Source organism: Agrobacterium sp. 20P9.1.2, assembly GCF_057799395.1.
This window is the reverse complement of the sequence record NZ_JBYOKI010000001.1, coordinates 1-21,788: the sequence shown is the minus strand read 5'-3', so window position 1 is coordinate 21,788 and position 21,788 is coordinate 1. Positions and strand designations below refer to the sequence as shown.

17 protein-coding genes and 1 other RNA gene are annotated in these 21,788 nt (G+C 57.7%); 13 read left to right on the top strand and 5 right to left on the bottom strand.

The window, feature by feature from the left end; all coding sequences use genetic code 11:
* Positions 1-26: 26 nt before the first annotated feature.
* Positions 27-1,244 carry a 5-aminolevulinate synthase gene (hemA, locus tag AC27VJ_RS00090; protein ID WP_488682343.1) on the bottom strand — a complete coding sequence of 406 codons (1,218 nt, stop codon included), beginning with the start codon at positions 1,242-1,244 and terminating at the stop codon, positions 27-29.
* 375 nt (positions 1,245-1,619) lie between these two features.
* On the opposite strand from hemA, the gene AC27VJ_RS00085 reads away from it, so the two are divergent.
* From AC27VJ_RS00085 to AC27VJ_RS00060, 6 genes are all read left to right on the top strand, one after another.
* Positions 1,620-1,871, top strand: coding sequence for a YMGG-like glycine zipper-containing protein (locus AC27VJ_RS00085; protein WP_077102927.1), 252 nt, complete (start codon positions 1,620-1,622; stop codon positions 1,869-1,871).
* Between the two features lie 169 nt (positions 1,872-2,040).
* Positions 2,041-3,966, top strand: a complete 1,926-nt coding sequence (locus tag AC27VJ_RS00080; RefSeq protein ID WP_488682342.1) for an autotransporter assembly complex protein TamA — start codon at positions 2,041-2,043, stop codon at positions 3,964-3,966.
* Between the two features lie 45 nt (positions 3,967-4,011).
* A complete protein-coding gene (locus tag AC27VJ_RS00075; RefSeq protein WP_488682341.1) occupies positions 4,012-8,172 on the top strand; it encodes a translocation/assembly module TamB domain-containing protein in 4,161 nt (1,386 codons plus the stop codon).
* Between the two features lie 206 nt (positions 8,173-8,378).
* On the top strand, positions 8,379-10,157 hold the full coding sequence (locus tag AC27VJ_RS00070) for a methyl-accepting chemotaxis protein (RefSeq protein ID WP_488682340.1): 1,779 nt from the start codon (positions 8,379-8,381) through the stop codon (positions 10,155-10,157).
* A complete protein-coding gene (locus AC27VJ_RS00065; RefSeq protein WP_113087308.1) occupies positions 10,157-10,633 on the top strand; it encodes a chemotaxis protein CheW in 477 nt (158 codons plus the stop codon). The genes AC27VJ_RS00070 and AC27VJ_RS00065 overlap by 1 nt, the downstream gene beginning before the upstream one ends.
* Positions 10,634-10,964: 331 nt before the next feature.
* Positions 10,965-12,722, top strand: a complete 1,758-nt coding sequence (locus AC27VJ_RS00060; RefSeq protein WP_488682339.1) for a methyl-accepting chemotaxis protein — start codon at positions 10,965-10,967, stop codon at positions 12,720-12,722.
* A 102-nt stretch (positions 12,723-12,824) separates the two neighbouring features.
* On the opposite strand, the gene AC27VJ_RS00055 is transcribed toward AC27VJ_RS00060, so the two are convergent.
* On the bottom strand, positions 12,825-13,400 hold the full coding sequence (locus AC27VJ_RS00055; RefSeq protein WP_113087310.1) for a c-type cytochrome: 576 nt from the start codon (positions 13,398-13,400) through the stop codon (positions 12,825-12,827).
* Between the two features lie 149 nt (positions 13,401-13,549).
* Between AC27VJ_RS00055 and AC27VJ_RS00050 the strand changes: the two genes are divergently transcribed.
* The gene (locus AC27VJ_RS00050; RefSeq protein ID WP_488682338.1) at positions 13,550-14,305 is read left to right on the top strand and encodes a 3-deoxy-manno-octulosonate cytidylyltransferase; all 756 of its coding nucleotides are present in this window, start codon (positions 13,550-13,552) and stop codon (positions 14,303-14,305) included.
* Positions 14,306-14,315: 10 nt separating this feature from the next.
* Positions 14,316-15,176, top strand: a complete 861-nt coding sequence (locus AC27VJ_RS00045; RefSeq protein WP_113087312.1) for a prephenate dehydratase — start codon at positions 14,316-14,318, stop codon at positions 15,174-15,176.
* Between the two features lie 16 nt (positions 15,177-15,192).
* Here the strand turns inward: AC27VJ_RS00045 and nudC are convergent, their stop codons facing one another.
* Both nudC and AC27VJ_RS00035 read right to left on the bottom strand, forming a co-directional pair.
* Positions 15,193-16,158 (bottom strand): NAD(+) diphosphatase, encoded by a 966-nt coding sequence (gene nudC / locus AC27VJ_RS00040; protein ID WP_488683143.1) that lies wholly within the window; start codon positions 16,156-16,158, stop codon positions 15,193-15,195.
* A gap of 2 nt (positions 16,159-16,160) precedes the next feature.
* Positions 16,161-16,589 (bottom strand): HIT domain-containing protein, encoded by a 429-nt coding sequence (locus tag AC27VJ_RS00035; RefSeq protein WP_488683142.1) that lies wholly within the window; start codon positions 16,587-16,589, stop codon positions 16,161-16,163.
* A gap of 65 nt (positions 16,590-16,654) precedes the next feature.
* On the opposite strand from AC27VJ_RS00035, the gene ffs reads away from it, so the two are divergent.
* The 3 genes from ffs (at position 16,655) to AC27VJ_RS00020 (ending at position 19,046) form a co-directional block, all read left to right on the top strand.
* An RNA gene (gene ffs / locus AC27VJ_RS00030) (signal recognition particle sRNA small type) lies at positions 16,655-16,751 on the top strand.
* A gap of 80 nt (positions 16,752-16,831) precedes the next feature.
* Complete coding sequence (locus tag AC27VJ_RS00025; RefSeq protein WP_488682337.1) at positions 16,832-18,703, top strand: DNA polymerase III subunit gamma/tau; 1,872 nt, start codon at positions 16,832-16,834, stop codon at positions 18,701-18,703.
* A 19-nt stretch (positions 18,704-18,722) separates the two neighbouring features.
* Positions 18,723-19,046 carry a YbaB/EbfC family nucleoid-associated protein gene (locus AC27VJ_RS00020; RefSeq protein WP_353578154.1) on the top strand — a complete coding sequence of 108 codons (324 nt, stop codon included), beginning with the start codon at positions 18,723-18,725 and terminating at the stop codon, positions 19,044-19,046.
* On the opposite strand, the gene AC27VJ_RS00015 is transcribed toward AC27VJ_RS00020, so the two are convergent.
* On the bottom strand, positions 19,043-19,657 hold the full coding sequence (locus AC27VJ_RS00015; RefSeq protein ID WP_488682336.1) for an MOSC domain-containing protein: 615 nt from the start codon (positions 19,655-19,657) through the stop codon (positions 19,043-19,045). The genes AC27VJ_RS00020 and AC27VJ_RS00015 overlap by 4 nt on opposite strands.
* Before the next feature lie 57 nt (positions 19,658-19,714).
* Between AC27VJ_RS00015 and recR the strand changes: the two genes are divergently transcribed.
* Together recR and AC27VJ_RS00005 are read left to right on the top strand one after the other, a co-directional pair.
* Entirely contained in the window at positions 19,715-20,320 is a 606-nt protein-coding gene (recR, locus tag AC27VJ_RS00010) for a recombination mediator RecR (protein WP_353578152.1), read from the top strand.
* Positions 20,321-20,376: 56 nt separating this feature from the next.
* Positions 20,377-21,642: a lytic murein transglycosylase gene (locus AC27VJ_RS00005; RefSeq protein WP_488682335.1), complete on the top strand. Its 1,266-nt coding sequence runs from the start codon at positions 20,377-20,379 to the stop codon at positions 21,640-21,642.
* Positions 21,643-21,788 lie beyond the last annotated feature (146 nt).

Below are 21,788 nucleotides of genomic sequence, written 5' to 3'. Positions count from 1 at the left end.
GTGATATATGTTTCTTCCTTAGCGGCTCAGGCGACAGCCCTTGCCAGCGCGCACCGCGCCCAAAGCTGGTGAAGCGCGCTGACCAACTGCTCCATATCCGCATCGCTGTGCAACGGGGTCGGTGTGATGCGCAGGCGTTCCGTCTTGCGGGGGACGGTCGGATAGTTGATCGGCTGCACATAGACGCCGTGGTCGTCCAGCAGGATGTCGGAAATCCATTTACACTTGGCCGCATCGCCAACCATTACAGGCACGATGTGGCTTGGATTGTGGATATGCGGAATGCCGCTCTTGTCCAGCAGGGCACGCAATGTGCGCACGCGCTCCTGATGGCGAACACGCTCGAACGGGCTTGCCTTCAAATGCTGGATGGAGGCAACGGCACCTGCCGCCAGCGACGGTGGCAATGCTGTCGTGAATATGAAGCCGGATGCGAAAGAGCGAATGAAGTCGCACAGGGCTTCGGAAGCAGCGATATAACCGCCCATGACGCCGAAGGCTTTGCCCAATGTGCCTTCGATGATCGTCAGGCGATCCATCAGACCTTCGCGCTCGGCAATGCCGCCACCGCGTGGTCCGTACATGCCAACGGCGTGCACTTCATCGAGATAGGTCATCGCGCCGTATCGATCGGCAAGATCGCAAATCTCCTTGATGGGCGCGATATCGCCATCCATCGAATAGACCGATTCGAAGGCGATCAGCTTTGGCGCTGCCGGATCGGCGGCCTTCAGCTTGGCTTCCAGGTCTTCGAGATCATTGTGCTTCCAGATGACCTTCTCGCAGCGACCGTAACGGATGCCCTCGATCATCGAGGCATGGTTCAGCGCATCGGAGAAAATGATCAGGCCGGGAATTTTCTGGCCGAGTGTGCCGAGCGTTGCCCAGTTGGAAATATAACCGGACGTGAAGATCAGCGCCGATTCCTTGCCGTGAAGATCGGCAAGCTCGCGCTCCAGCGCGACATGGTGATGGTTGGTGCCAGAAATATTCCGGGTGCCTCCCGCACCCGCGCCACAGTGGTCAATGGCCGCCTTCATGGCCTCGATCACCTTGGGGTTCTGTCCCATGCCGAGATAGTCGTTGGAGCACCAGACGGTAACATCCCGCTTCTCGCCATTTTCCGTGTAACGGGTCGCGCGCGGGAAATTCCCCTGCTGTCGCTCAAGATCGGCGAATACGCGATAACGACCTTCCGAATGCAAGCTATCCAGCTCGGTCTTGAAGTATGCCTCGAAGTCCATTCCATGCTCCAGAATTCTTGTCGTCGTTGTCGGCCCACCTCCTTGAGCCGTCAACCCCATTGGCGCGGTTTGTCTGAAACTGCGTCAATTCGTCTCCAGTTTTGAACCATTCCAAGGAACACTTATAAGAGATTCGCCAAAGCGCAAAATTGATTCACATCAAACAGAGAAAGGAAATGGAACTTTTCCTTTCTCACCTCGTTCAGTAGGGCACAATCGATTTGGGCCGGGAGCATAGCCTGACAAGGGGAGGCTTCCATAAACACATTCGACTTGTTAGATATCTGTTGCGGTCGGAGGTAGCAGTCGCCGCAGATAACCTATGGGACGCCTACCAAGAGCCATAGAGCTCGTATGTAACGTTGGAGAGAGTTCATGAAAAAGGCTATTATTTTCGCCGTAATCGGTTTGACGCTGGCAGGCTGCACACAGACTGAAAAGGGTGCAGGCACTGGCGCAGTCGTAGGTGGCATTGCAGGCGCAGCCATCACCGGCAACGTACGCGGCGCAGCCGTTGGCGCAGCGCTGGGTGGCGTAACGGGCGCCCTCATCGGCAACGCTTCCGAGCCAGGCTATTGCTACTATCGCGACCAGTACGGTCAGCGTTACACGGCACGTTGCCGCTAACAGCTTTACCTTGGTACACGAGAAAGCCCCGGTTTGCCGGGGCTTTTGCGTTTGCGATGTTAAAAAACGCTTTTCCGGGTACCAATCTGCCCTTTTATGATTAAACTGGCATATTAACGGACGGGAAACCGGTGGGGCCGATAATAAATGCTCAACCATAAAGTAGCATATGCCAGCAAGACGGACTGACCCAAAGAAGAGTATTGCGTTCTGGAAGGCCAGCACCGCTATGGCGGTCGCGGCATCCATATCGCTATATCCGGGATTTGCGACACAAGCCTTTGCGCTCAAAATCTTCGGTATCAATATTTTCGGGTCGGAAAAGGAAGAGGATCAGGTTCTCGATCCCGTCAAGTTCAAGATTACCCTCAACGCCCCTGAAGCCGACAAGAAGCTCAAGCAGAGCCTCGAAAACAGTTCGCTGCTGGCCTCGGAACCGGACAAGCCAGCCTCGGGCGATCTCGGCCTACTCATCCGGGCGCGCGACGACCGGGAGCGGCTGATTGCAGCACTCTATGAAAACGCCCGTTATGGCGGCACCGTCAAGATTACCGTTGCCGGGCAGGACATCGATTCCATTCCGCCCAACCCGTCCTTTGATCATTCGAACCCGGTTCCCGTTATCATCGACGTGATGCCCGGCCCGGTCTTCACGCTTGGAAACGTCAAGCTGGAAGGCGATGTGGCCGGACGCGACCTCGAAAAATACGGGCTGGTTGCGGGCGGCGATGCCGGTTCTCTTGCGATCATCCGCGCTGGCAACAAGCTGATCGATGATTTGAAGGCCGAGGGGCGACCGCTTGCGGAACTGACCAAGCGCGAAGCGGTTGCCAATCACGCCAACAACACGGTGGATCTGACTCTATCGGCCAAGGGCGGACCTGTTGCGCCGCTGGGTGCGGTTGCCGTCAAAGGCCAGCGCACCGTCGATCAGGATTTCATCCGGCGCTATTCCCGCCTGAATGGCGGCGAGCCCTATTCGCCCGAAAAGCTGCGCAAGGCCTCAGACCGGCTACGCAAACTCGGCGTCTTCTCCAGCATCACCATCAAGGAGGCGAGCACGCTTGCGCCGAATGGCAGCATTCCGCTCACCATCGAGGTGTCGGAGGGCAAGCATCGTTATCTCGGTGTCGGTGCGCAATATTCGACGACTGAGGGCATCGGTCTTCAGGGCTATTGGGGTCACCGTAATCTGTTTGGAAAAGCAGAATCCCTACGTATCGAAGGCGCTGTCTCACGGCTTGGCGAAGCCTCGAATGTTCAGGACATGGATTATTCCGCCGGTATCATCTTCACAAAGCCGGGCGTCTTCAATCCTGCCACCACCTTTACGGCGAGCCTGAAGGCCAAGACCGAGCATCCCGACACCTATGATGCGCGCTCTGTCACTGGCTATGGCGGTTTTTCCTATGAGTTCAACGATTACGATACGGCCTCTGCCGGGCTTGAGGTCGAGTTTACCGATACGGACGATGCCTTCGGCAACAACCAGTATCTGACCACTTCGATCCCGCTGGAATTCGTGCGCGACATGCGTGACGACAAGCTGAACCCGACAGAGGGTTTCCGCGCCTCTGTCTCCGCAAAGCCGAGCTATGAAGCGCTGAACGGTACGTTCTTCTCGAGTTTCGAAGGTTCGACCACCGCTTATAAGGGTCTCGGTGCCGATGATCAGGTCGTGCTGGCTGGCAAGATCGCAGGCGGCGTGCTGATCGGGGCAAGCGCGCTGGAAGACGTTCCCGCAACGCGGCGTTTCTACGCCGGTGGCGGCGGCTCCGTTCGCGGCTACAGCTACCAGGAAATCTCGCCTTACAACGACGCCAACGAGGCGACCGGTGGCCGCTCCTATGTCGTCACCTCGCTCGAAGCGCGGTTCAAGGTCACGGAAACCATCGGCCTCGTTCCCTTCGTCGATGCAGGCATCGTATCGTCCAAGATCACCCCGGATTTTTCCGATATTCGCGCCGGGGCCGGTATCGGTCTTCGTTATGCGACGCCTTTCGGGCCCTTGCGTCTTGATGTGGCCATGCCGCTCCAGAAATATGAGGGCGGAAGCAGCTTTGGCATTTATGCCGGCATCGGACAGGCGTTCTGATAAAACAGCGTCCAGACCCAAACAGCAAAGTGTAGATTGCCTTTGATGACCGCATTGATTCGATTTTTGACATGGATCATCTACGTTGCCCTTGGTGCCGTGGCGCTGGTGATTGTGGCTGTGCTGTTCATCGGCTTTACGACGACCGGATCGCAATTTGCAGCCCGGCAAATCTCGTCGCTTATCTCCACACCCGACCAGACGATTGAACTCTCTGCACCGACCGGCCTTCTGACGGGCGATCTGCGCCTTGCCAATGTCACCCTGTCCGACCGCGAAGGCCCCTATGCGCGCCTGGGCGGTATCGAAGTGGACTGGAAGCCTTCCGCGCTTCTGAAGGGGACCTTCCATGCCGAGCGCATCGCGGCTGCAAGCGTAGATGTCGATAGAGCGCCGCTGCCATCGACGGAACCTGCGCAGCCAAGCTCCGGCGGCTTTTCGCTGCCTGTTAATGTCATCATCGACGATCTCATGCTGCCGGATATCCGGTTGGGTGAGAAGCTGGCGGGACGCGCTTTTGAACTTGCTGCAGAAGGCAGCGGCACCGCAACGAACAGCACGATTGCACTGTCGCTTTCAGCCAACCGCAAGGATGAGCCGCAGGCACAGGTGAAGGCGGACATCGCTTTCGTGCCGAACGAGAACGTCCTGAAACTCGACGCATCCCTTAGCGAGCCGCAGGGTGGGTTGCTGGCAACGCTGTTACGCTTGCCGAATGCTCCTGCCGTTGCCCTGACCGTCAACGGCGAAGGTGCACTATCCGACTGGACCGGCAAGCTGAACGGTGCCGTGGCGGGTAATCAGGTTCTGGACCTCACCGGTCGCCATCAACTGGCAGCGGATGGAACGCGCCGGATCGAACTTCACGGCGGCGGCCAGCCCGATATGCTCCTGCCTCCGCTCGTACGTCAGATTTTCGAAGGCCAGACGAAGCTCGATCTTGCTGCCAGCATTGCGCCCGAAGGCCGCATCACGGTTGAAAGCGGCAATCTGGAAACCGGCAAGCTGCTGCTGACCGCATCGGGTACGCTCGATCAACAGGGCCAGAACGATCTATCGGCCAATCTGATCGGCACGAATGGCCCGGTCGATATTCGTTTACCTTTGGAAGGCGGCGATATCAGCGCGCTGGTCAATGGCGTTGATCTGTCCCTCAGGGGCAATGCCAGTGCCGCACGGCTGAATATGAGTGCCTCGCTGCGGTCTTTGACCGCACCGCAGGGAAAACTTGACGACGTCAAGCTTTCCGCGGTCAGCGAAGACCTCAATCTTGCAAGCCAAACCGGTACGGTCAAAACCTCCGTCAGCATTGCCCAATCGGCTTTGACATCGCCAGACCTTGAAAGGGCTATCAGGGCGCCGCTGACGCTGAACGCGCCTTTGCGCATTTCACCGCAAACCATTGCAATCGAAGGTGCGACACTGGAAAGCGCCAGCATCGGTGGCACCGGCAGCGGTACCTATGATCTCTCGGCAAACACGGTTGCCACCAATCTTCGCCTCTTCGTGCTGCCAGCCGTTCTGCCGCCGGCGCTGGCTGAAAAATTCGATACGACGATTGCCATCGATGCCTATGTGAACAGCACGATTGGCGGAGCAACGCGCGTTGAAAATCTCGTGGTCAAATCCGGCACAATCGAAGCCAATGGCGATGTTTCGCTGGATAATGGCAATGTGGTCGCAAAGCTTGGCGGTCGTCTGCCCGCATTGGAAAAACTGACGCCGCAGGCGGAAGGCCAGTTGGGCTTTTCGCTGGAAGCCAATGGTCCGCTGACGGCTGCCGATTTTCAGATCAGCCTCAATTCAGCCAAGGCGACGCTTGCAGGCCGCGCGCTCGAAGCGTTGAAACTCTCGGCAACCGGCAAGGCCGATCTCAACGCACCGCAGGCGCTTTTGCAGGCGAGCGGCACGCTGGATGGTCAGGTCATCGACGCCTCGGGCCAACTCATTCAGGGCGAGAACGGAACGACTGTTCCGGAACTGAATGTGAAAGTGGGCCGCAATGTCCTGACCGGCAATCTGCAATTCACACCGCAATTCCTGCCGACTGGAAACCTGTCCTTCGATTTCCCCGATCTCTCTTTGCTTGCAGCGCTCGCCGCACAGCAAGCCAATGGCGATGTGAAGGGTGACGTGGTTCTTTCCAATGCGGATGGGAAAATAGCTGCCACCATCCGCGCCACAGGCGGCACCATTGCACAGGGAACGACGAGAATTTCCAAGCTCGCCGCCGATCTGAAGATCGATGATCTTCTGGCGCTGGCTGCCAATGGCAAAGTCACGGCTGAAACCATCAATGCCGGTGCAGTCGCCATTTCCGGGCTCGACCTCGACATCAATCATTCTGGTACATCCACGACTTTCGACCTCAATGCCCGCTATGACAATGCGCCGCTGACCTTCAAGGGCAGCGCCGACACCGGCTCTGGCCCAATGACTGTCAAGCTGGATACGCTCTCTGCCACGCCGCGTGGCATTCCGGTCAAGCTTGCTCAGCCAACGACCATCGCCGTCAATAATGGTACCGTCCGCATTGCCGGGCTCGTCATCCAGACCGGTAACGGCCGTGTGGAGGTAAATGGCACTGCCGGTTCGACGCTCGATCTCAATGCCAATATCCGTGCCCTGCCCGCCAATCTGGCCAACGCCTTTTCACCGGGCCTCGATGCTGCCGGGACGATTTCCGGCACGGTGGCGGCCAAGGGTGCTGCTTCCGATCCCTCCGTCGATTACGACCTGACATGGTCCGATGCGGCGGTGAGCCAGACCCGCGCCGCCGGTCTTGGGGCTCTTGGCATCAAGGCCAATGGACGTTTTGCCGGTGGTACGCTGCGTCTGGATACCAATGTCACCGGTCAAGGCGGCCTCACCCTTTCCGGCGGCGGCACGTTGGGCATCAGTGGCGATCGTCCACTGTCGATGGCGTTCAAGGGATCGCTACCCTTTGGGGCCGTGGCGACGCAGACAGCCGCACAGGGCTTCGATGTTCAGGGCACGGCAGCAATCGATGTCAAAATCGACGGCACGGCCAGCGCGCCCATCATTACCGGCGGCATCACCACCGACGGCACGCGCGTAACGGATGTGCGCCGGAACCTGACCATCAACAATCTGGGTGCGACGATCGGTTTCGAGCGTGACCGGGCGACGATCTCGCGGCTGACAGGTCGGCTGGCTGGTGGCGGAACGATTTCGGGCACCGGTTCCATCGGCATTGCACCAGCGGCAGGTTTTCCCGCCGACCTCACCATCACGCTCAACCGCGCCGCCTACAATGACGGCACGCTGTTTACCACCAATGCCAGCGGCACGCTGACATTGAAGGGACCGGTTTTGAATTCGCCGGTTCTGGGCGGTACGATTACGCTGGAAAAAAGCGCGATTACCATTCCAGAGCGCCTGCCCGCTTCGCTGTCGCAGATCGATGTGAAGCACAAGAATGCGCCGCCTGCGGTGCGGGCTCAGGACCGCAAGCTGAATGCCGACAAGGGCGGCAGCGGTAGCTCGTCCACCATTGCGCTTGACCTCCAAATCAATGCGCCGAGTGGTATCTTCGTGCGTGGTCGCGGTATCGACGCTGAATTGACCGGCAGCCTGACCGTGCGCGGCACCGCTGCCGACCCGCAGGTTTCCGGCGGCTTCGAAATGAAACGTGGGCGACTGGAAATTCTGACCCGTCGTCTCGATTTCACCACCGGCGACATTACCTTCGGCGGCGGACTGGTGCCTGTGCTCAACATGGCGGCGGAATCGACGGCAGGCTCTACGACCGTCACCGTGTCGGTCACCGGAAATGCCAACGACCCGGCCTTTGCCTTCACCTCCTCACCGGCCCTGCCGCAGGACGAGGTCATGGCGCAGCTGATTTTCGGCCAGTCCATGTCCAAGCTTTCCGCCCTGCAGATCGCCCGGCTGGCGGATGCCGCGGGCCAGTTGGCGGGCGGGCGCTCGACATCGCTGTTCGACAGTCTTCGCAGTAATCTCGGCATCGATGATCTGGATATTTCGACGGATTCCGAGGGGCAGGCCCGTGTGTCAGCCGGTAAATATCTGAACGATCGGACCTATCTGGAGCTTGAACAGAGCGGCAGCTCCGGTGCCAAGGCCATCATCAATCTGGATGTCGGCAGGGGTGTGAAGCTGCGCGGCGAGGCGGGTGGCGATGGAGAAGGTGCAGCGGGCATTTTCTACGAAAAAGAGTATTGAAGGTTGTTATTACAAAAGAATAATTCAACTTCTCGCAAAACGCTTTAATCAAATTTAAACGGACTGCCGGTTCAGATATTTTTAAACATGATATTGTAGATGAATTGTTGTTGCCTTGAACAGTCCGACGATTGTTCACGTCCGCGCGCAACAGCAAAGCCGTATGGGCTCCCTAAAGAAGCCCAGCGCCACGGAGTTTCATCCACATGCTCTCTCTTCTTGGAACGCATGCAAAAGCTGTTCTCACCGCATTGGGACGCTCCCAGGCGATGATCGAATTCGATACGAGCGGAAAAATTCTGTCAGCCAACGAAAACTTCTGCCGCGCCATGGGTTACAGCGCCGAGCAGATCGTTGGCAAACATCACAGCATGTTTTGCGAGCCTGCCTATGCACAGAGCGCAGACTACCGCACCTTCTGGAAAAATCTTGGTGAAGGCAAATCCGACGCCCGCCAATATAAGCGCATTGCCAATGGTGGACGCGAAGTCTGGATACAGGCGTCCTATAATCCGATCATTCTTGGCGGTAAGGTCAAGAGCATCGTCAAGCTTGCGACGGTGATTACCGAAGACAAGGCCAAATCTGCCGAAGATTCTGGAAAGCTCGCAGCACTTTCACGGGCGCAGGCGGTGATCGAATTCACCACCTCGGGCGAAATCATCACTGCCAATGAAAACTTCCTGACCTGTCTGGGATACGGCCTGAATGAAATTCGCGGCCAGCATCACCGCATGTTCTGCGACGATCAGTTCCGCAACAGCCCTGATTATGCTGAGTTCTGGCGCAAGCTTGCAGCGGGCGAATTCATTTCGGCTGAATTCAAGCGTATCGGCAAGGGTGGCAAGGAAGTCTGGATTCAGGCCTCCTACAATCCCATCATGGATCAGGATGGCAGGGTCTTCAAAGTCGTGAAATTCGCGACCGACGTGACCGAACGCGTGCGTGCCGTGGACGAGTTGGCCCACAGCCTGACGGCGCTCGCCAATGGCGACCTTACCGTGACCATTGAGAAACCTTTCATACCGACGCTGGAAAAGGTCCGGCAGGACCTGAACAGCTCGCTGGAAAAATTGCAGGGCGCCATGCGCAATGTCGCGGAAAGCGCTGGCGGTATCGCAACCGGCTCGCGCGAAGTCAGCGACGCCTCAGATAATCTGGCCAAGCGCACGGAGCAGCAGGCCGCAGCAGTGGAGGAAACCTCCGCAGCCCTGAATGAAATCACCAGAACCGTCGCCCAGAACACCGTACGAGCCGAACAGTCAGGCGAGCTTGTGGCCAAGACGAAAGCCGGGGCTGAACATTCGGGTGCCGTCGTCGGCAAGGCGATTGAGGCCATGGGCCGCATCTCGCAATCCTCCAACGAGATCGGCAACATCATCAGTGTGATCGATGACATCGCATTCCAGACCAATCTTCTGGCCCTGAATGCCGGTGTCGAGGCCGCGCGTGCGGGTGAGGCAGGCAAGGGCTTTGCCGTCGTGGCACAGGAGGTGCGGGAGCTTGCGCAGCGTTCTGCTCAGGCCGCCAAGGAAATCAAAACGCTGATCAACACGTCCGCACAGCAGGTTAAGGAGGGTGTCGAACTGGTGGGTGAAACCGGCAAGGCGCTTGACACGATCGTTTCGCAGGTAGCGGACATCAACACCAACGTCGTTGCCATTGTCGAGACCGCCCGCGAGCAGGCCAGCGGGCTGAAAGAAATCAATCACGCTGTGGAAGCTATGGACACCAACACGCAGCAAAACGCTGCCATGGTGGAAGAAACCACGGCTGCCAGCCACAGTCTTGCGCATGAAGCCGATGTCCTGCGAAATTTGTTAACGCAGTTTAGATTTAAGAAACAATCTTCTGCTACGAATCATCGGATGAAGCCGGAAGAACATGTTCCGGTTGTTCGTACACCAGGCAGGATGCCAAAGTCCGGATACGCAAGCGTCGGTGCGCTCGCACTAGCCCAGAACAAGGATTGGGAAGAATTCTGATGGTTACGATTAATTCTACGAACTTCGGTGGCGACACTCTCGAAATCATCGCGTTTCGTCTTCACGATCAGGAGTTCTGCGTCAAAACGACCACGATCCGCGAAATTCGCGGCTGGGCTCCGTCCACACCTCTCCCACACGCGCCCAAGGATGTCATCGGTGTGATGAACCTTCGCGGCTCGGTCATTCCGATCATCGACCTTGCTTACAAGCTTGGCATGAAGAGCACGGTTGCCAATGAGCGCAGCGCCATCGTCGTGGCGGAAGTCCACAACATGGTCATCGGCATGCTGGTTGACCGCGTATCGGACATTCTGACAATCCCGGCGAGCCAGGTGCAGCCGGTGCCGGAAGTATCCGCATCCTTCGACAAGTCCTTCTCTGAAGGCATCATTGCCAACGAGCATGGCATGATCTGCTTCCTGAACCTCGCCAAGATGTTCAAGGGTGCCGATCTGGAAGACATGGCCGCTTAAGCGCCTGCCATCTGACAGACCTTTTCTATCGACAACGCCGTCTGGAAACCCCAGGCGGCGTTTTTCGTTGTGCGCAGCGACAAGAATTGCAGCTTAAAACCGGATGCAACTTTAAGAAAAGCTGCCGTCTTCTACAGGGTGAAACCTGATTTATTCTTAGTGAGAACTTGAGCAAAATTTTATATTCCGCGTCAACTCCGTATTAATATTAATGATGCCTAATACAATTATAGAATGAAAAATGCGCATGCCTGATCAACACCCCTTCATTAAACGCGCGCGACAATGAGCAACGCACTGCCGCGGCATTTTCAGCTTACCTGGAGACACTATGCTTTGGCTGGGAAAGAATGCGGACAACAAACACCTGCTGGAGGCCCTCTCGGCCTCACAGGCCATGATCGAATTCGATCTGACGGGTAATATTCTCAACGCCAACGCGAATTTCTGCGCGGCGTTGGGTTACTCACTGTCGGAAATCGTGGGAAAGCACCATCGCATCTTCTGCGATAGTGACTACACCAATTCTCCCGCCTATACGGAGTTTTGGAAAAGCCTCGGCAGCGGCAAGTTCGATGCCCGCGAATACAAGCGTATTCGTAAAGACGGCAGCGCTATCTGGATCGAGGCCTCCTACAATCCTATCTGCCGCAGCGGAAAGCCTTACAAGGTTGTGAAGGTCGCGACCGACATTACCGCAAAGAAGGTGAAAGCTGACGAGGACAATGGCGCGCTTGCAGCCCTCTCCCGTTCGCAGGCCGTGATCGAATTCACGCCGACGGGTGAAATCCTCACCGCCAATGACAATTTCTGCAAGACGCTGAACTACAGCCTGAGCGAAATCACCGGCAGACATCACCGCCTGTTCTGCGAGCCATCCTATGCCGCCTCCAACGGTTACGCCGAATTCTGGAAGCGGCTGGCAGCGGGCGAGTTCATTTCCGATGAGTTCGTGCGCTTTGGCAAGAACGGCAAGGAGGTCTGGATACAGGCCGCCTATAACCCGATTTTGAACGATAAGGGACAGGTCGTCAAAGTCGTCAAATTCGCCACCGACGTGACACCGCGCATGAGTGCGATTTCGACACTGGGCAATGCGCTGCGGCAACTGGCGGAAGGGGAGCTGCGCCAGCATCTCGATACGCCTTTCGTTCCCAGTATGGAAAAGCTGCGTGCCGATTTCAACGAAGTGATTGAAAAGCTGCGCGCCACCATGCAGACCGTGGCACAGAACTCATCCACCATCGCATCCGGCTCTGCCGAAATCCGCGTCGCAGCCGACCAGCTCGCACGCAGAACCGAGCAGCAGGCGGCATCGCTGGAAGAAAGTGCGGCAGCGCTTGAACAGATCACCACCACGGTAAAGGACTCCAGCCGCCGCGCCGATGAAGCCGGAAAGCTTGTTGGTTCCACCAAGGAAAGTGCGGAAGTCTCCGGCGAAATCGTTCACCGCGCCATCGGTGCCATGGATCAGATTTCCAAGTCTTCGGGCGAGATCACCAATATCATCGGCGTCATCGATGACATCGCCTTCCAGACAAACCTTCTGGCGCTGAATGCCGGTGTGGAAGCGGCGCGTGCCGGTGAAGCAGGCAAGGGCTTTGCAGTCGTGGCGCAGGAAGTGCGCGAACTTGCACAGCGCTCGGCAAGTGCGGCCAAGGAAATCAAGCAGCTGATCAACACGTCGCGCCAGCATGTGGCGAATGGTGTCGATCTTGTCGGTCAGACGGGTGATGCCTTGAAACAGATCGCCTCACAGGTCGGCCTGATCGACATCAACGTCTGCGCAATCGTCGAGGCATCGAAAGAACAGGCCACGGGTCTCGCAGAAATCAACGATGCCGTGAACCTGATGGATCAGGCGACGCAGAAGAATGCGGCCATGGTGGAGGAAACCACCGCAGCCAGCCATGGTCTGGCGCGTGAGGCGGAGAGCCTGCGCCAACTGCTGACCCAGTTCAATGTCGGCAACACGCCATCGCAGGCAGCACCAGCCATATCGGAGGCGACCTATGATGCCCCTCCGGTTCAAAGAATGGCAGCATCTGGACGCCAAGGTGCTGCTGTGGCCAAGTGGTCGGAATTCTAAAGCAACAATTTCCGGGCAATAAAAAAGCGGCACAGATGCCGCCGCCTTCAGAGATTGAGACAAAGGATAAAGCCCGGCTTTTGGCCGGGCTTTTCAATTTCATCAGTTGATCTGCTCAGCCGGTGCATTCGGATCTGGCAAGGGTGCCGGATTGGCCGAAAGCGACCGCAGATAAGCGATCAGGTCTGCGCGTTCCGTTTCCTTCTTGATACCGGCAAAGCCCATGGCCGTGCCTGGAACATGCTTCTTAGGCGCCTCGATGAAGTAGCTGAGGTGATCGTAATCCCACTTCACGCTGCCGCCCTTGGAGAAATCCTTCATGCCTGCGGAATAGCTGAAGCCTTCGTGGCTGGCGATAGGGCGGTTGACGACGTCGAAGAGGTTAGGGCCGACTTTATTGGGGCCGCCGCTCTCCCCGGTGTGACAGCTCATACACTTCTTGAAGACGGTTTCGCCCTTGGCTGCATCCGCACTTGCCAAAAGCTTGGCAATCGGCGTGGCCGGAGCTTCCGCTGCACCGCCTGCACTATCCGCACCGGTGGTCTCCGCAACAATGGCGTAACCTTCCTTTTCGGGGGCTGGCGCGTGGAAAATTCCTTCCGACGCGATAGACACCGACATCAGGACGAAAATCGTGCCCAAAAGGGCACCGACCGCCATGTTAACCTGTGAATTCATTGATTTGCGCTCCCTCACAACCGTTCGCATCAAACGGACATCTTGAAATTGCTCGAAAGCTATGGCTTTTGCACAGCCTGCGCAACTTGAATATGCTCCCCGCACCGTGACGTATTGCCACTTTTCAGGCGGGATTTGAAGGGTGTTGGATGAATAATCGATATTTCGAAAAGGCTGTCGTGCTTATTCCTGCGCGAATGGCCTCAACCCGCCTTCCCGGCAAGCCTCTGGCCGATATTGCAGGCAAGCCGATGATTGTTCAGGTTGCAATGCGCGCCCGCGAAGCCGGGGCCGAACGCATCGTTGTTGCCGTCGATGACGATCAGGTTTACGACGCCGTCAAGAATGCCGGTTTCGACGTCACCATGACGCGTCAGGACCACCAGTCCGGCTCCGACCGCATCTATGAAGCGCTGCAAAAGGCCGACCCTTACGGCAATGCCGAATTCATCATCAACGTGCAGGGCGATCTGCCGACCATCGAGCCGGAAACGATTCGCGCCTCGCTGCGCCCGATGGAAAATGCCTCGACCGATATCGCCACGCTGACCGTGGAGATAACCGAGGAAGAAGAAAAGACGAACCCGAGCGTCGTGAAAATCATCGGCAGCCCGATTTCGGATACGAGACTGCGGGCGCTTTATTTCACCCGCGCCACCGCCCCTTATGGCCAAGGTCCGCTTTATTACCACATCGGGCTCTACACCTACCGCCGCGCGGCGCTGGAAAAATTCGTCTCGCTGACACCGTCGCCGCTGGAACGTCGCGAAAGTCTTGAGCAATTGCGGGCCGTGGAAGCAGGCATGCGCATCGACGCAGAAATCGTCAACTCGGTGCCGCTCGGTGTCGATACCCAAGCGCAGCTCGACAGAGCCCGCGAAATCCTCGCAAACAAACAGAATTGATGGCAAGACCATGAGCAGCAGCAATCGCATTGCCTTTCAGGGCGACTATGGCGCAAATTCCGACATGGCCTGCCGGGATGTGTTTCCGACGATGGACCCGCTGCCCTGCCCGACATTTGAGGATGCGTTCAACGCGCTGGAAAACGGTGATGCCGATCTGGCCATGATCCCGATTGAAAACACGCTGGCAGGTCGTGTGGCCGATATCCACCATCTGCTGCCAGAATCACGCCTGCACATTATCGGCGAATATTTCATGCCGATCCGCTTCCAGCTGATGGTGCTGCCCGGTGTGCAGAAGGATGAGATCAAAACGGTCCACAGCCACATTCATGCGCTGGGCCAGTGCCGCAAGATCATTCGCTCCAATGGCTGGAAGCCTGTTGTAGCGGGCGATACCGCAGGCGCTGCAAAGCAGGTGTCAGAACTCGGCGACCGCAGCATGGCAGCGCTCGCGCCACGTCTTGCCTCTGAACTTTACGGCCTCGATATCCTTGCCGAAAACGTCGAGGATTCCGACAACAACGTGACCCGCTTCGTCGTACTGTCACGGGATGAAGCCTGGGCAAAGCGGACCTCGCCGGAAGAGGTGATCGTCACCACCTTCGTCTTCAATGTCCGCAACATTCCAGCGGCCCTCTACAAGGCCATGGGTGGCTTTGCGACGAATGGCATCAACATGACCAAGCTTGAAAGCTACCAATTGGGCGGCAAGTTCGTGGCGACGCAGTTCTATGCTGATATCGAAGGGCATCCGGACGACGAATCCGTGCGCCATGCGCTGGAAGAACTGCGCTTCTTCTCGGAGAAGGTCCGCATTCTCGGCGTTTACCAAGGCCATGCGATGCGCCGCAAGCTCAACAATATCTGAGCCTGCGAGCCGATCTTCACTCGGTCTTGCCCCATTCGATCCAATCGCGCATCAACCGGTGCGCGATGGCGCCTCGCGGTGGCGGCTGGCGACCATTGTTGGCGCTGGCGCCCAGAAGTGCCGTCACCTCTTCGCGCGTAAACCAGCGGCAATCTTCAAGCTCCGCCTCATCGCGGGTGATCTCGGATGACAGTGCTTCGGCATAGCAGCCGATCATCAGGGTGTGTGGCATCGGCCATGGCTGCGACGCATGATACCGCACCCGGCCGACATCGATATCGGCTTCCTCATGCGTTTCGCGACGCACGGCGTTCTCGATGGTTTCACCCGGTTCCACGAAACCGGCGAGGCACGAATACATGCCCGGCGCAAAATGCGGGCCGCGCCCCAGCAGGCACAATTCCCGCTCCAGATCGATGGTCAGCATGATGACGACAGGATCTGTGCGGGGGAAAATCGTATGGCCGCAGGCTGCACAGATTCGCTTGTAACCACCGATACGCAATTCCATGGCACCACCACAGCGCCCGCAAAAGCGGTTGTCGGCGTTCCAGTTGATCAAGGCCACAGCTTGCGCGACTTCGCCCAGCAGCTCCTCGCCGATCAGCTGATCGCGATACAGCGTGCGGGCATCCACCGGCTTGTAATGGCCAGCAAGGTTGTCTTCGGCGATATTCACCGGCACGGCGATGCGCGGCTCGCCATTTTCCTTGTGCCCAAGAAGGATGGCTTTCTCGAAATCCGGATCAAGCTCAGCCAGTTCATAGGCTGAAAACAGCGGGTCCAGAACCTGATCGTCATGCTTGAGCACGAGCTTGGGCCCGGCAAAGGCCATCAGATGCGTGCCTTCCAGCTTCAGCGCATCAACCACACAATTGTCCGTGCGCTTTTCAGCCAGACGGTCGAGATTGTTTTGCGCAAAGGCGGTAAGGGTGCTGGGTTCAGGATGGGGAGAGTTGGTATCGAAAATGCTTTTTGAGATCATCAGAGTACGCCGGCCAGTTTTTTCATGAAATCGTGTCTGTCACTGTCCGCATAGGGAACGGGCGTGCCCTGCCCCCAGATCGGCCCGGGCCAGCACTCGTCGCCTTCGCTGCGGGCAATGATATGAACGTGGAGCTGGCGCACGATGTTTCCAAGCGCACCGACATTTATTTTCGTCGCACCCGTCAGCTCTTTCAGCGCGGAAGCCACCTGATTGGTCTCGAAGGTCAACACCGCCTGATCGAGCGGTGTCAGGTCGAACAGCTCGCTCATGCCGCTTCGCTGCGGCACCAGAACCAGCCACGGCCAGCGCCGGTCATTTTGAACGCGCAATTGGCATAGCCCCAGCTTGGTAATCAGCACGCTGTCGCGGGCCAGTCTCTCGTCAAGCCGGAATGTGTCCAAGGCGTCCTCCCAATTTGTTTTTATCTTGATAGCAGTTTTTTGAAGGCTTGGCTTGCATTTGCTTTTATTATTGCCGATATGTGCCTTCGGGAGGTTGGTGGTGGACGAGCCACTCGCCAACCGGGTCAGGTCCGGAAGGAAGCAGCCCTAACGAGCCAGGCACGGGTCGCCGTGCCAGCCTCCCACCTTTTCTTTTTGAAGACGTGCTCAGGTTTCGCCGGGCTCATTCGGCCTGAAAGCGGGCACACCCAATCACTGGCGAGGCGATGAGCGAAACCCGAACCAATATGCCCCAGACCAAAGAGCAGGGTACAGGTTACCGGGTGCTGGCGCGCAAGTACCGCCCGAAAGATTTCTCCGATCTGATGGTTGGCCAGGAGCCGATGGTTCGCACGCTGACCAACGCGTTCGAAACCGGTCGCATTGCGCAGGCCTATATGCTGACCGGCGTTCGTGGGGTGGGCAAAACCACCACCGCCCGCATTCTGGCGCGCGCGCTGAACTACAAGACCGACGAAATCGATAAGCCGACCATCGATCTGCGCATTCCCGGCGAACATTGCCAGGCCATCATGGAAGGCCGCCATGTCGACGTGATCGAGATGGACGCCGCCTCTCACACCGGCATCGATGACATCAGAGAGATCATCGAGCAGGTGCGTTACCGCCCGGTTTCTGCGCGCTACAAAGTCTACATCATCGACGAAGTGCACATGCTCTCGACGCAGGCTTTCAACGGTCTTTTGAAGACACTGGAAGAGCCGCCGGAGCATGTGAAGTTCATTTTCGCGACGACCGAAATTCGCAAGGTTCCGATCACCGTTCTATCGCGCTGCCAGCGCTTCGATCTGCGCCGCATCAGCGCTGCCGATCTCGTCGGACTGTTTACCGCGATTGCTGCCAAAGAAGGCTTCGAAGCCGAGCCTCAAGCGCTGGCGATGATTGCCCGTGCGGCGGAAGGCTCTGCCCGTGATGGTCTGTCCCTTCTCGATCAGGCCATTGCCCATGGTGGTGGTCATGTCGAAGCTGATGCCGTTCGTGGCATGCTGGGCCTTGCAGACCGTGCCCGCATCGTGGACCTGTTCCACCATGTCGCCAAGGGCGACGTCGCTGCGGCTTTGGCCGAATTTACCGGACAATATGAAGCCGGAGCCAACCCGGTGGTGGTACTGAACGACCTTGCCGATTTCACCCATCTCGTCACACGTATGAAATATGTGCCCGATGCTGCGGAAGACCCGTCTCTTTCGGAAGTAGAGCGCGTGCGTGGTGCGGAATTTGCCGACAGCATCGCCGTGTCTACCCTGTCTCGTATCTGGCAGATGCTGCTCAAAGGCATTCCCGAAACCGAAAATGCTTCGCGTCCCGCCGGTGCGGCAGAGATGGTGCTGATCCGCCTGTCTCACGCTGCCAATCTGCCCGCGCCCGAAGATGCCGCCCGTCGCCTGCTGGAGCTTTCCAATGGCGAAGGCGGTGCATCGAATGGCGCACCATCCGGTGGCGGAAATGGCGGTGGCGCGCGTGCCTATTCATCCACGCAGGCCGTGGCTTCGGCGCAGCCCGGTTATTCTGCACCTCAGCGCCAGTCCCCGCAGCCGACCTCTATGCTTCGCGCCGTCCCTGACAGCCGCCCGCAGGATATGCAGGTTGCCGCGCCCAAGCAGGAAGAGCGACCTGAGCCTAAGGTCTCGGTCAATTCGCTTGAGGATTTTGTTGATCTCTGCACAAAAAATCGCGATCCGGTCATCAGAACAAAGGTGCGCAGCTTTGTTCATTTGATCAAAATAGAGCCGGGTCGGCTTGAGATCAGGCTTCGTGATGGTAGTCCCGCCACGCTTCCAAATGAAATCGGTGTGCGGCTTAAGGAATGGACGGGCATCCATTGGCTCGTCAGTCTGAGCAAGGAACAGGGCCAGCCGACGCTGGTTGAAGCGGAAGAACATGCGCGCGATGCACGCTTCGTCGATGCGCGGCAGGATGCAGACGTCGCTGCAATTATGGCGCAGTTTCCCGGTGCCAAGATCACCGACGTTCGTATCCGTGCGCCTGCGCAGGAGGATGTGGATGATCTGCCACCGCCATCCGTCGCAGAATCAAGCGAAGGCGACATTCTTCCCGGCGACGACATAGAATTCTAAGAAAAACAGGAGTTTCGAGATGCGCGACATCATGGGTATGATGGGCAAGGTCAAGGAAATGCAGGCCAAGATGGAGAAGATGCAGGAAGAGATTGCTGCACTTGAAGTCGAAGGCACCTCCGGCGGTGGCCTCGTGACCGTCAAGATGAGTGGCAAGGGCTCGCTGCTCGGCGTCAAGATCGACCCCTCGCTGCTGAAGGAAGACGAAGTCGAAATCCTCGAGGATTTGCTGGTGGCCGCCCATAACGATGCCAAGCAGCGTGCGGAAGCCGTGACCGCGGAAAAAACCCGCGATCTGACGGCTGGCTTGCCAATCCCGCCCGGTATGAAGCTGCCTTTTTAAGCGCGTTCCAACTCGCGCCGCAGCTTGTAATGAATCGGGGCAGCGAGAAATCGCTGCCTTGTTGTTTCATCCAGCCTTTTACCAAAGGTCGCCATCGTCTCGGGGATCGTGACTTTGGCACCTTCGAACCGCTGAAAAGAAATCAAGTCGCCCGCGCCCACGCTTCCTCCAGTGATCACACGGCAATAAATGCCCGGTCGCGCGGCTGCGGTATAGCGCCTAGCAAATGTCGGATCGCTCATGCGGGCTGTGAAGGTGGCGCAGGGTATGCGCGCCGAGGTCGCTTCCAATATAACATCCCCGATGGTGAAGCGGTCTCCGACATCGACGTCCCTGTTATCGAGGCCTTCGATCACGAGGTTCTCACCGAAGGTGCCGGGCGCCAGAGGCTTTCCGAGCGCACCACCCCACCAGGCCAATGTCTCCAGCCCTTCGAGATAGATCGCCTGATCCACACCGCCATGGTGCTTGCGATTGCAGATCGCATCTCCGACAATGCCTTCGGCATCGATCAAAACCCGGCCAGTCACCGGCGTTTTGAAGATACCGGTTTTATAGCTCTTGCCGGGCAGTTTTTCGGCTTGCCCGACGCAGACAGCGTGAAGTTTCATGCCTTGGAAGTCCTTCAATCGATTCCGTTTTATATTCATATGGGCTAAAAGCAGCGAATGGCAAAACGAGTCACCGGCCCTGAAATTGAAAAACTGATCCAGCTTCTGGCAAAAGTGCCGGGGCTTGGGCCCCGTTCGGCGCGACGGGCCGCACTTCACCTCATCAAAAAGAAAGAGCAGCTTCTCGGGCCGCTCGGCCACGCCATGGGCGAAGCCTATGACAAGGTCAAGATTTGCTCCTGCTGCGGCAATGTCGATACGATAGACCCCTGCACCGTCTGTTCCGACGAACGGCGTGATCAAGCCGTCATCATCGTCGTGGAAGACGTATCCGATCTCTGGGCGCTGGAGCGCGCAGGCGCGATGAACACGGCCTACCACGTTCTGGGCGGCACTCTGTCGCCCCTCGATGGCGTCGGGCCGGAAGACCTAAACATCAAGGGCTTGATAGACCGTGTGAGCGCCGGTGGCATTCGTGAACTCATCATCGCCGTCAATGCTACCGTCGAAGGTCAGGCGACGGCGCATTACATCACCGACCGTTTGCAGGATCTCGGCGTCAAGATCACACGGCTGGCCCATGGCGTGCCTGTGGGCGGCGAGCTTGATTATCTTGACGAGGGAACGCTGACCGCCGCCTTGCGTGCCCGGACAGTCATCTGATTATCTTCGCACGTCTTCAGCACAAAGACGCCCATACTTTTACAAAAGGAAACCGAATGCCCTCCAAGACGATCGGCCTCCTCCTCGCTGCAACTGTCTCTCTGCTGTCGGCCACAGCAACGCTTGCACAGTCAATCCCAACAGGTGCTGCTGCAGCAAGATACGATGCAGAGTTCAATACGTGGCTGAAAAGGGAAATCTGGCCTGAAGCGCGCAAGGCTGGCATCTCGCAAAGGACACTCGAAGCAACGTTGACCGGCCTGTCCATCAACTGGAAACTGCCAGACCTGATCGTGCCCGGCCAGAAGCCGCCAAAAGAACAGGCGCAGAGCCAAGCTGAGTTTTCATCACCCGGCGCCTATTTCTCCGAGCAGCGCTTGCAGGGGCTAGCGGCCACAGGCCGCTCGCTTGCCGCGACGCATGCCGCTACACTCAAACGCATCGAAGCTACTTACGGCGTGCCAGGCAATATCGTCGTGGCAATCTGGGGCCGCGAGTCTGGCTTCGGTCGCGCAAAGCTGCCCAATGCGGTCATCGACGTCTTGGCAACCAAAGCCTACACATCCACCCGCAAGGACATGTTCCGCGTCGAGCTGATCGATGCCTTGAAGATTGTTGAAAGCGGCGACATTGCGGCTTCGAAAATGATGGGCTCCTGGGCAGGCGCGCTCGGCCAACCGCAATTCATGCCGTCCAGTTATCTGAAATATGCCGTCGATTTCGACGGTGACGGTCATCGCGACATATGGAATTCCGTGCCCGACGCTTTGGCATCCATAGCCAACTATCTTTCGAAACGCGGCTGGCAGCGCAATCGCGACTGGGGTTTCGAAGTTTCCATACCAGACAATGTATCCTGCGCGCAGGAAGGCCCCGACCTGGCTCGCCCCGTGGCAGACTGGGCCAAGATGGGCATCACTCGCATATCCGGAAAAGCTTTTCCCGCCAATGACATGAGTGCAGACGGTATGATGCTGGTGCCAGCCGGGCGGCATGGACCGGAATTCGTGGTAACGCCGAATTTCTACGTCATCAAGGAATACAACAACTCGGACCTTTACGCCCTCTTCATCGGCAATCTGGCAGATCGCATCGCATACAATGCAGGTTCTTTCCAAGCTAGATGGGGTGGTGTTGGCTCGATGCTGCGGTCCGATGTTTTGGCGATGCAGCAGGCCCTTGTGAGCAAAGGTTATGACGTCGGGAGGGCTGATGGTCTGGCTGGTTTCAAGACGCGTCGGTCGCTTGGGGACTGGCAGTCGCGGAATGGGTTGGTCCCGACCTGTTTTCCGGATGCTAGCTTGAAGGCGAAGCTTCGGTAGGTTGAGTTGTTGGACGGCGTCTAAGCATTTCGGACCGCCGCCCTGTGACCGCACATGAGCTTCATTCTGTTTCGCGTCCGAACGTTGACGCGGTCGCTGCCGTTTTGGGCGGCTCATTCTGATTATCTCGGTGATTTGGGATATGA

What these genes read in the sequence shown, in the direction of transcription:
- hemA (WP_488682343.1), bottom strand. Translation starts at nt 1,244, where the DNA reads ATGGACTTCGAGGCATACTTCAAGACCGAGCTGGATAGCTTGCATTCG.
- AC27VJ_RS00085 (WP_077102927.1), top strand. Translation starts at nt 1,620, where the DNA reads ATGAAAAAGGCTATTATTTTCGCCGTAATCGGTTTGACGCTGGCAGGC.
- AC27VJ_RS00080 (WP_488682342.1), top strand. Translation starts at nt 2,041, where the DNA reads ATGCCAGCAAGACGGACTGACCCAAAGAAGAGTATTGCGTTCTGGAAG.
- AC27VJ_RS00075 (WP_488682341.1), top strand. Translation starts at nt 4,012, where the DNA reads ATGACCGCATTGATTCGATTTTTGACATGGATCATCTACGTTGCCCTT.
- AC27VJ_RS00070 (WP_488682340.1), top strand. Translation starts at nt 8,379, where the DNA reads ATGCTCTCTCTTCTTGGAACGCATGCAAAAGCTGTTCTCACCGCATTG.
- AC27VJ_RS00065 (WP_113087308.1), top strand. Translation starts at nt 10,157, where the DNA reads ATGGTTACGATTAATTCTACGAACTTCGGTGGCGACACTCTCGAAATC.
- AC27VJ_RS00060 (WP_488682339.1), top strand. Translation starts at nt 10,965, where the DNA reads ATGCTTTGGCTGGGAAAGAATGCGGACAACAAACACCTGCTGGAGGCC.
- AC27VJ_RS00055 (WP_113087310.1), bottom strand. Translation starts at nt 13,400, where the DNA reads ATGAATTCACAGGTTAACATGGCGGTCGGTGCCCTTTTGGGCACGATT.
- AC27VJ_RS00050 (WP_488682338.1), top strand. Translation starts at nt 13,550, where the DNA reads ATGAATAATCGATATTTCGAAAAGGCTGTCGTGCTTATTCCTGCGCGA.
- AC27VJ_RS00045 (WP_113087312.1), top strand. Translation starts at nt 14,316, where the DNA reads ATGAGCAGCAGCAATCGCATTGCCTTTCAGGGCGACTATGGCGCAAAT.
- AC27VJ_RS00025 (WP_488682337.1), top strand. Translation starts at nt 16,832, where the DNA reads ATGAGCGAAACCCGAACCAATATGCCCCAGACCAAAGAGCAGGGTACA.
- AC27VJ_RS00020 (WP_353578154.1), top strand. Translation starts at nt 18,723, where the DNA reads ATGCGCGACATCATGGGTATGATGGGCAAGGTCAAGGAAATGCAGGCC.
- AC27VJ_RS00015 (WP_488682336.1), bottom strand. Translation starts at nt 19,657, where the DNA reads ATGAAACTTCACGCTGTCTGCGTCGGGCAAGCCGAAAAACTGCCCGGC.
- recR (WP_353578152.1), top strand. Translation starts at nt 19,715, where the DNA reads ATGGCAAAACGAGTCACCGGCCCTGAAATTGAAAAACTGATCCAGCTT.
- AC27VJ_RS00005 (WP_488682335.1), top strand. Translation starts at nt 20,377, where the DNA reads ATGCCCTCCAAGACGATCGGCCTCCTCCTCGCTGCAACTGTCTCTCTG.